The following is a 13,034-nucleotide window of genomic DNA, read 5'->3' on the forward strand; positions in this document are numbered from 1 at the left end:
CAGAAAAGTGCATAAACAAAAAGTTAAGCAAGAACCGCAAGGTGAACAGCAAAGGTTATTCTAAGATTTTGGCCATCGGATACTAAAAATCCGGTGGCCTTTTAGTATCCAGTAGAGATATAGAAAATGTGATTCTTATCACTCAATGGTATGCAAAGCTGCATCAGTACGGATGAAGAAACAGGTGAAGTCTCAGAATACAAAAAATTTTCCCTTTAAGAGCTAAAGATTTTAACTTGTGATTGTCAGCCGAATTTGTATAATATAATTAATAAACATATATGTTTAATAAAAATTAGCGATCTGCCGACAGGCTTTACGGGAGAAAAGGCGGAGAAACGACGATGTTTTTCTGGGCGCGGGGCGGACAAAGATGCTTTTGTATCGGTTCGGACGTTGCCGGGGAAACATGGTCTCTATATAAATCAATTTTAAATGTGTGTGTTAAAAGGAGACAGGGAGTATGAACAGAGAAAAAAAGACAATAAAATTCGCATCCGGGCTGCTGACCGCTTCGCTGATGCTGTCAATCGCCTTTAGCGGCTGCGGCAATAATCCGTCGGTTTCCTCCGGAGGCGCGCCCGCAAGCAAAGCGGGTCCGGCTGTGGAATCCACTTCGGCCTCCTCGGAGAAACCGGATGTGATCCGGGTGGGAACGGCTTTTACCGCGGGCAACAGCAACAAGGCTTCGCTGATGACTTTCGGCGTGCTTTACGAGCACCATCTGCTGGAAGAGGAATTTGAAAAAGACGGTATCAAAATTGAATGGAACTTCTTTAAAGGCGTCAGCCCCGCGGTGAATGAGGCGTTTGCCAGCAACACCATCGACTTTGCCGCCACAAGCGACCTGGGGGCCATTGTCGGCAAGTCGAACGGGCTGGATATCAAGCTGATCGCTTCCCAGTCGAGGGGCGGAGAGTCCTATCTCGGTGTGCCCGCCAAATCGACGGCCACAAAGATTGAAGATCTTGCCGAAAAGAAGCTCGCCACCACAAACGGAACCACTTTTCAGGTGACTCTGGCCAGAATTCTGGCAAAACGCAATCTGACGATCAAGGATTTCGAATTCTTCAATCTTGCGCCTGCGGACGGCGTCGCAGCCCTGGTGAGCGGGAATATCGACGCCGCCGTCTACGGGGGACCGGGGCAGTTGTTCCCACCCAGGGACAAAGGGCAAGTCAAGATTCTGTACACCACCGCCGACGATCCGGAATTCAAGGCGGATGAAAAGCCGCAGACCAGCGTGTTCGTTGCCGACAGCTTCCTTGAAAAGTATCCAGACATCACGGAGCGTTTCCTGAAAGCGTATCTGAAGGCGGCGCAGTGGATTTCAAAAGAAGAAAATCAGGAGGACTACTACGTAATCGCCTCCCACACTGGCCAGTCCGTGGATGGCCTTCGCGAAGGCGCGAAGGGAACGGATCCGAGCTACATTTATTCACCCTTAATTGACGATTCGGTTGTGAATTATTACTCGGGCACCATCAGCCTTATGAAGGATCTGGGTCTGATTAAAAATGCCTTCGACGCGAAGGATCTCATCGTCGAAGAGCCTTTGAAAAAAGTTTTGGAGGAGACGAAGCTGCAGGACAACTGGAAAAAATATTGACATGGATGATTCTTTCCTCAAAACGAAGATTAAGGAGCTAAAATATGAGCACAAAATTACTGGATATTGACTACTCTTCCATTGAAGACGAGGACATCGTCGCCGTTCTGAAAGCGTTTAAGAACCGCCATTTCAATGTCTATTACGCACCGGACGCGGAAGCGGCCCGGGCAATCGTAACCGAATTGATTCCCTCCGGCGAGAAAGTGGGGACCGGTGATTCGACCTCGGTAGCGCAGCTTGGCATCTATGCGGCGCTGGAAGCGCAGGGAACGACGGTTTACACGGGACACGCAAGGGGAAAGACCTTTGCGGAAACCAGACGCCTCAGCGCCTTGTCCTACAGTTCGGAGTGCAGGTATTTTCTGACGGGAACCAACGCCGTAACGCGCGACGGGAGGCTTGTCAATGTGGACGCTCTCGGAAACCGCGTGGCCGGCATGTTTTACGGGCACGAGAATTCGGTTCTGATCGTCGGCCGCAACAAGATCACAAAGGATTTGGATGAGGCCTTCAACCGGATCCGGTATCAGATTTCCCCGCAGCACGTGAAAATACGCAGCACGGACCTTGGCGGCCGGCCTTTTAAGACCGGGTGCGTCAAGACCGGGCGCTGCGTGGACTGCAGGGGCGAGGACCGCACCTGCAACGTATTCACGGTGATCGAGCATAAGCCCAAAGGCACCAATATCAACGTCGTGTTCGTCAATCAGGACCTCGGTTTGGGGTGGGATGACTCCTGGCCGAAAGAGCGGATCGAAAGCATCATCGAAGAGTACAAAAAGCTGGTGTGGATCCCGCCGCAAAGACAGGAGCCGTCCGGCCTGAAGGTTCCCGCACAGGCCGCTTCCGAAGAAAAAGCGGGCGGCTGACCGGCCGAACCGACAAGGCGGCATCCCATATCACATTGAATGAAGGAAGCGGAGAAATGATCATCCAAACGACGGAATCAGCGAGATCGGCGTTTGAAAAAGCGGTTGCCGATTACCCGGACGTGCCGTTCCATATTATCTTGAAACTCGACCTGCTGCGGCGCGGCGCATATTTAACGGAAGAGGCGCTCGACGCGGTCCAAAACGATGAATATCGTTTTGGACCCATGAGGATTTTCTATTCTCATGGGAGCACGAAAGGAACAGACAGGGAGATTCCCGGTTCCATCCTTTTGCGCGACGCAACCACCGCATCCGTGTCTTTTGACGAGGACTACCGGGAGCCCTATCGGATCGAAAGGGAGAACGGCGCCTTTGCCCTTTATGACGGGGATGAGTTTGTCGACACGATCGACTTCACGCCTCGGCCGAAATATTACGGAAAGAAAACAAGCCGGGGGGTGCCGATGGAAAGCATCGCCAGTGCCCGCGCGCAGCGGCTGATCATCAACACCTACAAGCACTGCCATCTGTGGGATACGGGAGACCAATGCCGGTACTGCGCCTTCTTCACGGATCTGATCCGGGCGAAGCAGGCCGCCCGGGAGGATCGTGCCGCCAAAGAGGTGGACGCCGAGGATATTTACGAAACAGTCCGCGAGGTTTTGAAAGAGCCCGGACGCATATCGGAGATTTACCTCACCGGTGGGATGGACTACAGCGGGGAGGTCCTGTTTGAGAACGAAGTGAACCGCTACATCCGTATCCTGCAGGCTATCGGGCGCAATTTCAAAGGGCGCTTTTCCAGCCAGATCATGGCGCCCGCCTATAGCAGGGAGCAGCTCAGGCGCATCTATCAGGAAACCGGCCTCACCTCCTACTGCCCGAACGTCGAGGTGTGGGACGAGGAAATTTCAAAACACATATGTCCCGGAAAAAACCGCTGGCCCGGAAACGCGGAATGGATTCGGCGGACGATCGACGCGGTTGAAATTTTCGGGAAAGGCAATGTGTATACCCAGGTGGTCGCCGGCGTGGAGATGGTGCAGCCGTATGGCTTTCCGACCGTTGAGGAAGCGCTGGAATCCAATTTTCAGGCGTGTGAATTTTTCGCGAAGCACGGTGTCGTCTTTTTGAGCACCGTCTGGCATCCGCATAAACACGCGTCCCTGGGCGAGCGTCCGGTCCCGCCGCTCGACTATTATGTGAGGCTGGTGCGCGGCCTTCATGAAATCCGCAAGTCGTATGGGCTGACGTCAGACAATGACGATTATAAGCACTGCGGGAATCACGCGGACAGCGATTTGGAAAGGGGGGACTGACCGTGCGCGAATTTTCTCAGCCGGTCGGGATTCCGGAAAAACTTTTGAAACTGCTTCAGGAACCGGCCGCCGTAAAAGCGGTCGGAACAGTAAGCGCCGACGGTTCCCCGTATGTCAGCGTAAATACTACGCTTACAAGCCTGGACGGAAAATCGCTGATCCTGAGCGAGAATCTGGAAAAATCCGTCAGCAACGTCAATCTCGTGAACAGCGTCTGGTTCGACAGGGCCGCATCCGTGACGGTTTCATACGGAGAAGACTCTTTCGCAATAAAGGCGCGGGTGCACCGCTGCCTGATCGTCGGGAAAATATTTGAACAGATGCTCGCGCGCAAACGGAACGCGTATGGGGATGACGCCGATATTTCAACGGTCTGGGAGCTTCTCCCTCTGGAGATAAGCGAAACGTCCCCGGCGGTCCTGCGGCGGCAGCAGGAAAAAGAACATCCCTATTTCGACCGTCACCTCGACCGATCGAGCATCAAAGCCTGAAAAAGACCTGCCGTACTGAGAATGGAGGGAAAACATGACCATAAAAAGAGAAGTATTTTACACCATCTGCCCGCTGATCGTCGCGTCCCATATCGCCGTTGAGAAGGGCTGGCTCGCGGAAGAACTGGAGAAGGCCGGTGCCGCGCCCCGCTTCCTGCGCGAGCAACCCAAAAGCGAGTGGCTGGCACATTTTACATCGATCCATCCGAACCTTTTCCGCGACGGCGGGTGCATTCCGCCGCTTTGGGCAAGGTCCCTTTCCCCGGTAAACAAGCTGATCGCCACCACCTCGTTCAGCCGGTCCGGCGGACAGCTTGTCGTGAGGGCAAGGGACGGAATACATACGATCGCGGATCTGCGGGGAAAACGGATCGGCCTTTCTCTGCGTGAAAAGCCGGACCGGGTGGACTTCGCGCGCGCAACGGCGCACCGCGCTATCCTCCTGGCCCTGCGGCTCGGCGGGCTGAGAGAGGACGAGGTGACGCTCGTCGACCTGCCGGAATCGGAAGGGAAAGCTGGGGACCCCTCGTGGGAGAAGCTGGAGCCCGCCAAAAATCCCGTTGCCCTTTGGGGCGGGGGCAAGCTGAGGGCGCAGGTCTGGCGGGACGGGCAGTCCCTGCTGGACGGACGCGTGGACGCGGTCTACGCAAGGCCGGGACAATCGAAGCCGCTTGAGGAGAAAGGTCTTGTGACAGTGATCCATCGCATCGCCGATCATCCCGACTGGACGCTGCAGGTTGCCAATACGCCGACGGTGGTGACTGTCAGCACCGAGGTTGCCGAAAAATATCCCGAGATCCCCATAGCATGGCTTCGGGCATCTGTGAAAGCGGGAAAGTGGATCAGGGATAACACCCGCGAAGCCGCCGAAACGTTTTTTGAAGTGACCGGTGAGTCCAGCCTTGAAAATATCGTGCAGAAATTAAAGGAATATGACTTCGTGCCGAATCTGTCACCCAAAAGACTGGCCGCCCTTGAAATTCAGAAAGAGTTCTTATGGAAGCACGGATATATCGAAAAGGACTTCTCCCTTGAGGAATGGATTGACGACCGGTTTCTCAGGCAGGCGCTGCGGTAAGTCCGGGCCGGGGACCGTCGGGAGATATCAGGCGGAAAGAAAAGATAAAGGAAGGGATCGAACATGAGTACCAACCAGAGAAACGGGCAGGCTTCCCCGACTGTGCGGGCGTTTGCGCATATCGCAGAAAAAATTCATAAGACGGTGCGGAAAAGGGGAACGCCGGGCATGCCCGAATCGCGGATCAGACGGATCCTGCCGGGCTTCCTTCTGCCGGCGGTGGTTTTGGCGGTATGGGAGGTCGCGACGATTTTTTCCCTGGTTCCTCCCCAACTGCTTGTGCCGCCCGAAAGCGTGTTTCAGTGCCTTGTCAGACTGGCCGTAAGCGGAGTGCTGTGGGAGAATCTGAGGGTCAGCCTTTCTCTCGTCCTTCTGGGATTCACTTGGGGGGTTCTCGGGGGAATCGCGGTCGGAGCCCTGATGGCGACTTTCCAGACCGTCGACCGCCTTGTTCATCCGCTCATACAGGCGATACGCCAGATTCCCCTTTTCGGGTGGCTTCCCTTCTTGATTCTGCTTTTTGGCATCGGCCGCGAATTCAAGATTGTGTTTATCGGTCTCAGTACGTTCTATGTGATGGTGGTCAATGCCTATGACGGCGTAAAGAGCGTTTCATCGGAGCATCTGGAGGTGTCCAGAATCTTTGGCATCGGTTATTTCCGCCGGTTTACCGAGGTCATTATTCCGGAAGCGATGCCTTCGATTTTCACCGGCCTGAAAACCGGGCTAAGCCTTTCATGGATGACTGTGGTGGGTGCGGAGATGGTGGCCGCCAGTCTGGGAGTGGGATATCTGATGAATTATTCGCGCACCATGTTTGAGTACGACGTTGTGTACGCGATGGTTTTTGTCATCGGTGTCATAGGCTTCCTGATGAACCTGGTCGTGAACCGGATTGAGCGGCATGTCCTTCGCTGGCGTACCACATATCGCTCCTCCGAATAATGCATCGGAATTATGAAAGGGGGTACAATCCTTTGAAGCATGGCCAATTTATCCGCAAAACAGCGATGGGACTGGTGCTGCCGCTCCTGATCGTACTGGCTTGGTTCCACGCATCGCCAGGCAACAGCCTGGTGTCTTCTCCAGAAGAGGTTTATGATACGATCGTGGAATCCCTTCAAAACGGCTTTCTATTGGAAAATCTTCTGGTGAGCTTCAGCCGCGTGATGCAAGGTTTTCTCTACGGATCTCTGGCAGGGCTCTTTTTGGGCATTCTGACCGGCGTCTCCGCGCGGGCGGACCGGATCATTTCACCGTTTTTCCATGCCGTGCGGAATGTCCCTATTGTGGGATGGATTCCGCTTTTTATCATTTGGTTTGGGTTCGGCGATTTGTCGGAAATCATGCTGATCGCGGTCGGCGCATTTTTCCCTTCCGTGTTGAATACCTATCAGGGAATCCACAGCGCCGGCCGAAATTATGTTGAGGTAGGCCGGATTTTCAATTTAAAAGATTCACAGATTTTCAGACGGATTGTCCTTCCCTCCGCGCTTCCGTCCATTGCTACGGGCATCCGCATCAGCCTTTCCAATTCGTGGATGTTCGTTGTGGTCGCCGAAATATTCGGCGTCACTTCCGGAGGGATAGGCAATATGATGAACGACGCGCGAGAAGCGTTTCGTATGAACATCGTGATCATGGGAATCATTGCAATCGGAACCGTAGGTCTCCTGTTAAACCAGGCCCTCTCGCTGCTTGAGCGGCGCCTTCTGGTCTGGCGCCTTGCGGAGCGAAAACCGTAAGCGTGAACAGGGCAACCGGACCGAAGCCCGCCGCCTTAACGGGGCGCGGAAAATTCCGGCTTCATTAAACGAAAGGATAAACCGTCATGCCACAGAATAACAAAGATCCTCTTATACAGGTGGATCATCTGCATAAGGAGTTTACGATTGACGGGCAGCAGATAGAAGTGCTGCGGGATATCAACATCGGCTTTGAGGATGGTCAGTTCATCAGCATTGTCGGAACCAGCGGATGCGGAAAAAGTACGCTGCTGCGCATTATAGCGGGTCTGGAAAGCGCGACGCAGGGCGGCGTCCGTCTGGACGGAAAGGAAATCACCGATTCCTCCGGGGACTGCGGTCTGATCTTTCAGGAGTCCAGGCTGTTTCCCTGGCTTACCGTTGAAAAGAATGTCGGGTTTGGGATTTCGCGTAAAACGGTGAGTAAGAAAGGAAGGAAGGAACTTGTTCAGCGCCATATTGAGCTGGTCGGCCTGAAGGGGTTTGAAAAAGCGTTCCCCTCTCAGTTGTCGGGCGGCATGCAGCAGCGGGCCAGCATCGCGAGAAGCCTGGTGACTGATCCGAAGGTGCTGCTTCTGGACGAACCCTTCGGTGCGCTGGACGCCATTACCAGGATGGGAATGCAGAACGAAATCCTGCGCATCTGGAAGGCGGAAAAAAAGACAATGGTGCTGGTGACGCACGACATTGACGAAGCGATTTACCTTGGGGACACGGTAGTGGTGATCTCCAGCCGGCCTGGAGAAATTAAGCGAGTGTTCCACGTTGACCTTCCAAGGCCGCGAAGCCGGAACACAGAAGATTTTTTCAATATCAAAAAAGAAATTTACACCCAATTGTTCGGCGAAAAAACCTACGAGCTGGAATATTACCTGTAACTCCCGCCGCAATACGGCAAACGGGCACGGAACATGCCGACGACCCGATAAGAAAACAAAAGGAGTTTAAGAATGGCAATCAAAGAATTCCGCTACACCATCTGCCCGGTCGGAAACGCCAGTTTTCTTTCTGCAAATCGGGAAGGCTTCTTGTATGACGCATTTCGACCGCTGGGAATCCGGCCCGTTTTGCTGCAGAGCCTGCCTCGTGACAGGTGGTTGGCACATTTTACCTATCAGGACCCCGCGCTCTTCCGGGAAGGCGGAAATGTACCGCCGATCTGGGCGAAGTCGAACGGGACGGAGGTCGTCCTACTTGGCCTTACGATGCATGCGCAGAAAACCTATATTCTGACACGCGTGGATTCTCCTGTCGATTATGTGGAGGAACTGCGCCATAAGAAATTGGCGCTGCCGACGCGTCCGGAATATCCGGCCGTCGATTTTTTTAAATCTGACGCCGAGCATCTTTTCCGCAGCGTGCTCGCGGCGAGAGGAGTCGGTACCGCCGAGGTTGAATTTGTGGAAATCCCGGCCAGCGAGTCGGAGATCAACATTACATCGGACAAAGCGAATCATTTCGGAAAAGCCGAGGCGGATGCCCTGGAGGCCGGAAAGGTAGACGCGATCGTCAGCAGCGGTGTACGTGCCCTACGGCTGATGCTGACAGGAAAATTCAAGACAATTTTTGAGCTTGGCGCGCATCCCGGTTTGATTTCTACCGTCTGCGGAGAATATCCGCATATCCTGACGGTCAGCAAACAGTTGGCGGACGAAAATCCAGAAGTAGTTGTGGAGTACCTTAAACAAACAATTCTGGCCGCGGAATGGGCGAAAACAAACCTTTCCGGGACTCTGGCACTCTTTTCCAAGCAGCTTCACGCGACACCCGGTGAAATTGTAACGGCGCTGCCGCGCGATTTTTACAAGCATCTGACGCCCGGATTCTCCAAGGAAGGTTTGCTGGCGCTGGAAGGTCAGAAGAAATTTCTTTATGATCGCGGTTACATAGCGAAAGACTTTCCTATTGAAAAATGGGTGGACGAAAGCTTTCTTCGCGCAGCGCTGTCCGATCTTGGAAAGAACATATCCCTTCCAACTATAGACGCTTGACAATGAGACCCGCGTTACTATTCGGAAAGGTTTCATTTCCATTCCCACAGAATTTCTCAAAAGAAATGGCTTGAAGCCTGGGGGTAGACAACTTATATCTGCGGGCATCGAAGACGGCATGAAAGTTAACGCAAAGGAAGATATATTATAAAAAAGAGCATGAAAAAAGGCAAGCAGAAAAACTGCTTGCCTTTTATGGTGGACGTTATAGAACTCGAATCTATGACCTTTCGCACGTCAAGCGAATGCTCTACCAGCTGAGCTAAACGTCCATTTTTTGAGTGCTCGATTATTATACCTTAAATAGCTCTAAAAATCAATATAAAATTTCAAAAAAATCTCATTTTTATTTCCTTCGCTTGTTTTCGACCGGGGATTAGCCTATAATAGAACATAATATTTTTGATGTGAGGTGTTTGCTATGCCGATAGGCCTTGTACTGGAGGGCGGCGGTATGCGTGGGGCGTATACGAGCGGCGTGCTGGAAGTTTTCTTGAACCATGGGATCGAGTTCCCGAATGTCTACGGCATTTCGGCCGGCGCCTGCAACGCGCTCAGCTATATTTCCAGGCAGAAGAACAGGAATTACGATATTTTTTATCAGTATATCGGGGATAAGCGATATATCAGCGTGGAAAATTTAAACCGGACCGGTTCTTTGTTTGGTTTTGACTTTATTTTCGGAGAACTTTTCCATACGCTTCTTCCGTTCGATTATGAATCCTTTTTCAATTCTCCGGTTGACCTGAAGGTCGGCGCTACCGACCTGAAAACCGGTCAGACGGTCTTTTTCGACAAGGCGAATCTGGATGAGGATTTTACCGCGGTCAAAGCCTCCAGTTCGCTGCCTTTCATTTCCAACACCGTTTCCTACCGGGGACATGAACTGCTGGACGGCGGCTGCGCGACTCCGATTCCGATCGAGCGCTCTATTTTTGACGGAAACAATCGGAATGTGGTCGTGCTTACCCGTGACAGCACCTACCGGAAAAGCCCGCGCCCGGAATTCCCGCGTTCGGTGCTTCGTGTAAAATATGGGGAGTATCCGAATTTTGTAAATACCATGCAGGTTCGCGCGGAGGTTTACAACAATGAGCTTGAGGTCTGCCGCAGACAGGAGGCGGAGGAAAAAGCAGTCATCGTCCGTCCCAGCAGGCCGATCGTAACGGGCCGGTATGAGAAGAACCCGGAGGTGCTGAAAGGGATCTACGAGATGGGGATGAACGACTGCGAAAGAAAACTTCCGGAAATCCGTGCTATGATGGCGCGCGCATAAATAAAGATGAAGGGACGGAGGGTTATCCGTCCCTTTTCACTTGACACGAACCGGTGATCGGTTTATATTATATATTGCTAATGATTTGCATTTAAGGAGGCCGTACAAAATGCTGAAACGAGCTGCCGCCGTCATTTTGGCGGCCGCGATTCTGCTTTTTTCCGCCGGGTGTGCCGGAAGAACAACGCAGAATGTCCGGTTTCGGGTGGTGACATCCTTTTATCCTTTATATATTATGGCCCTGAACATCACCGACGGGGTGCCCGGCGTACAGGTGGACAATATGGCGGGGCAGCAGGCGGGCTGCCTGCACGACTATCAGCTGCAGTCGAAGGACATGAAAAATATAGAGCAGGCGGATGTGTTTGTGATGAACGGCGCGGGCATGGAAAGCTTTATGAATAAAGTGACTTCTCAGCTTCCCAATCTGCGGGTGATCGATTCGAGCGAGGGAATTTCCCTTTTGACGGATGAGAGCGGGGAGAAGAACCCGCACATCTGGGTTTCCATTTCGAACTGCATCCGGCAGGTTTCCAACATCGAAAAAGGTCTGGCACAGGCCGACCCGCAGAATGCCGAAGCTTACCGGAAGAATGCACAGTCCTACATGGCGGAGCTGAGCGTACTGCGTGATAAAATGCACAGCGAATTGAGTCATATTACGAACAGGGATATCATTACCTTCCATGAAGCTTTTCCGTATTTTGCCGAAGAATTCGACCTGAACATTGTGAGCGTGGTCAACCGCGAGCCCGACAGCCAGCCGAGCGCGCGCGAGCTGGCGGAAACCATCCGGCTGATACGGGGCAGCGGCGTAAAAGCCGTTTTTGCGGAGCCGCAGTATCCGAAGTCCGCCGCCAATATTGTAGCGAATGAAAGCGGCGTGAAGGTATATTCGCTTGACCCGGCGGTGACCGGGGAAAACAGCAAAAACGCCTATCTTGACGCGATGGAAAGCAACCTGAAAACACTCGAAGAGGCGCTGAAATAAAAGGGGAATGACATGGATACTTGCAAATGCAGCACACAGATACGCAGCCTTACGGTGAGAAAGCACGACGGGGTGATTCTTCACGACGTCTCCTTCGATGTGCATCACGGAGAAATTCTGGCGCTGATCGGACGCAACGGCGCGGGCAAAACCACGCTGCTCAAAGCGCTGCTGGGGCGTATTCCCTATACGGGGACCGTTGTGTTCCACAATTTTAAGGGGGAAAAGATTTCCAATCCCCGCATCGGCTATGTTCCGCAAAATCTGGTATTTGACCGTTCCATGCCCGTTACGGTCGGCGACATGCTCTGTGCCAACATGAGCGGGTTCCCGGTCTGGCTGGGCCACAACAAAGAAAGGCTGAACCGGGTCCGGCAGACGCTTGCCGCGGTCGGGGGCAGCCCCGCGCTCTTAAACAAACGGATCGGCAGCCTTTCCGGTGGGGAAATGCAGCGTGTGCTGCTCGCGTTTGCCCTGGACCCGAAGCCGGACCTTCTGCTTTTAGATGAACCGGTGTCCGCGGTGGACCGCAGGGGGATAGAGGTCTTTTACGACCTGGTCACCTCGATGCGCGCGGAACATCAGATGCCGATCATTCTGGTGTCCCACGACCTTTCCCATGTGGAAAAATACGCGACGCGCGCCGTGCTGCTGGACCGCACCGTTCTGGTCAGCGGCAGCGTCCGGGAAGTGATGAGAACGCCCGAGGTGCAGGAAGCCTTTGGCCTGAAGCTGACCGGAGGTGTGAAATCATGAACGCAATATATTCCTTGATCGATCTGCTTCTGCCGTTTGAGTGGACGGAATTCCACTACATGAAAAACGCGCTGCTCGCCGTTTTGCTGATCACCCCGCTGTTCGGGCTGGTCGGGACGATGATCGTAAACAACAAGATGTCCTTTTTCTCGGATGCGCTGGGGCACTCCGCGCTGACCGGAATCGCCATCGGCGTATTGATGGGCATTGACAATTATCTGATTTCCATGATGGGCTTCGCGCTTTTGTTCGCACTGTGCATCTCGGCTGTGATGGATTCCGGCACTTCCTCCGCGGATACCATTATCGGGGTGTTTTCCTCTACCGGGCTGGCGCTCGGCATCGTGCTGCTGTCGGCTTCCGGCGGCTTCGCGAAATATTCCGGGTATCTCATCGGCGATATTTTAACGGTGCAGCCCGGGGAAATCGTCATGCTGGCTTTCATTCTGCTGGCGGTGCTCGTGATCTGGTCCCTGTTCTTCAATCAACTGCTGCTGACCAGCATCAATGCCGATCTGGCCGCGAGCAAGGGCATCAATACGCGCTTTGTCGAAAAGCTGTTTGTAATCATTGTGGCCGCCATCGTAACCGTGTCGATCAAATGGGTGGGCGTGCTGATTATCAATTCCCTGCTGGTGCTTCCGGCGGCCTCGGCCCGCAATCTTGCGAAGGGGATGCGTTCCTATCACCTGACCGCCGTCCTGATCTCGCTGTTTTCCGGCGTGAGCGGGCTGGTCGTCTCCTACTATACGGGTACGGCGGCGGGCGGCACCATCGTGCTGATTGCTGCGGCGATCTTCTTTTTCAGCTATTTTCTCAATCGGACACGGGAGAAAGGCTGAAACAGGTTGCGAACACTGTCGGAAATGTGTTACTATTTGATTACTGAATGGGCGATGTCCC

General features: G+C 53.4%; 13 protein-coding genes and 1 tRNA gene. 13 read left to right on the plus strand and 1 reads right to left on the minus strand.

Annotated features, from left to right (window positions below; translation table 11 throughout):
- The first annotated feature begins 463 nt into the window (after positions 1-463).
- From ACRQV7_RS04130 to ACRQV7_RS04170, 9 genes are all read left to right on the plus strand, one after another.
- Positions 464-1,609 carry an ABC transporter substrate-binding protein gene (locus tag ACRQV7_RS04130; protein WP_444659559.1) on the plus strand — a complete coding sequence of 382 codons (1,146 nt, stop codon included), beginning with the start codon at positions 464-466 and terminating at the stop codon, positions 1,607-1,609.
- 44 nt (positions 1,610-1,653) lie between these two features.
- Positions 1,654-2,481 carry a lactate utilization protein gene (locus tag ACRQV7_RS04135; protein ID WP_444659560.1) on the plus strand — a complete coding sequence of 276 codons (828 nt, stop codon included), beginning with the start codon at positions 1,654-1,656 and terminating at the stop codon, positions 2,479-2,481.
- 56 nt (positions 2,482-2,537) lie between these two features.
- Positions 2,538-3,803, plus strand: a complete 1,266-nt coding sequence (locus ACRQV7_RS04140; RefSeq protein WP_444659561.1) for a radical SAM protein — start codon at positions 2,538-2,540, stop codon at positions 3,801-3,803.
- 2 nt (positions 3,804-3,805) lie between these two features.
- Positions 3,806-4,294: a hypothetical protein gene (locus tag ACRQV7_RS04145; protein ID WP_444659562.1), complete on the plus strand. Its 489-nt coding sequence runs from the start codon at positions 3,806-3,808 to the stop codon at positions 4,292-4,294.
- Between the two features lie 34 nt (positions 4,295-4,328).
- Positions 4,329-5,372, plus strand: a complete 1,044-nt coding sequence (locus ACRQV7_RS04150) for an ABC transporter substrate-binding protein (RefSeq protein WP_444659563.1) — start codon at positions 4,329-4,331, stop codon at positions 5,370-5,372.
- Positions 5,373-5,435: 63 nt separating this feature from the next.
- Positions 5,436-6,317: an ABC transporter permease gene (locus ACRQV7_RS04155; protein ID WP_444659564.1), complete on the plus strand. Its 882-nt coding sequence runs from the start codon at positions 5,436-5,438 to the stop codon at positions 6,315-6,317.
- A 32-nt stretch (positions 6,318-6,349) separates the two neighbouring features.
- Complete coding sequence (locus ACRQV7_RS04160; RefSeq protein WP_444659566.1) at positions 6,350-7,117, plus strand: ABC transporter permease; 768 nt, start codon at positions 6,350-6,352, stop codon at positions 7,115-7,117.
- 86 nt (positions 7,118-7,203) lie between these two features.
- A complete protein-coding gene (locus ACRQV7_RS04165; protein ID WP_444659567.1) occupies positions 7,204-7,995 on the plus strand; it encodes an ABC transporter ATP-binding protein in 792 nt (263 codons plus the stop codon).
- 72 nt (positions 7,996-8,067) lie between these two features.
- Entirely contained in the window at positions 8,068-9,108 is a 1,041-nt protein-coding gene (locus ACRQV7_RS04170) for an ABC transporter substrate-binding protein (protein ID WP_444659568.1), read from the plus strand.
- A 196-nt stretch (positions 9,109-9,304) separates the two neighbouring features.
- On the opposite strand, the gene ACRQV7_RS04175 is transcribed toward ACRQV7_RS04170, so the two are convergent.
- Positions 9,305-9,380 (minus strand) — tRNA-Val (locus tag ACRQV7_RS04175).
- Positions 9,381-9,529: 149 nt separating this feature from the next.
- On the opposite strand from ACRQV7_RS04175, the gene ACRQV7_RS04180 reads away from it, so the two are divergent.
- From ACRQV7_RS04180 to ACRQV7_RS04195, 4 genes are all read left to right on the plus strand, one after another.
- Entirely contained in the window at positions 9,530-10,384 is an 855-nt protein-coding gene (locus ACRQV7_RS04180) for a patatin-like phospholipase family protein (RefSeq protein WP_444659569.1), read from the plus strand.
- Between the two features lie 109 nt (positions 10,385-10,493).
- Positions 10,494-11,375, plus strand: a complete 882-nt coding sequence (locus ACRQV7_RS04185) for a metal ABC transporter substrate-binding protein (protein WP_444659570.1) — start codon at positions 10,494-10,496, stop codon at positions 11,373-11,375.
- Between the two features lie 12 nt (positions 11,376-11,387).
- Positions 11,388-12,131 (plus strand): metal ABC transporter ATP-binding protein, encoded by a 744-nt coding sequence (locus ACRQV7_RS04190; protein ID WP_444659571.1) that lies wholly within the window; start codon positions 11,388-11,390, stop codon positions 12,129-12,131.
- On the plus strand, positions 12,128-12,973 hold the full coding sequence (locus ACRQV7_RS04195; RefSeq protein ID WP_444659573.1) for a metal ABC transporter permease: 846 nt from the start codon (positions 12,128-12,130) through the stop codon (positions 12,971-12,973). The genes ACRQV7_RS04190 and ACRQV7_RS04195 overlap by 4 nt, the downstream gene beginning before the upstream one ends.
- The last annotated feature ends 61 nt before the right edge of the window (positions 12,974-13,034 follow it).

Origin of the sequence: Caproiciproducens lactatisolvens, from assembly GCF_052443335.1 — a bacterium.
GTDB lineage: Bacteria > Bacillota > Clostridia > Oscillospirales > Acutalibacteraceae > Caproiciproducens.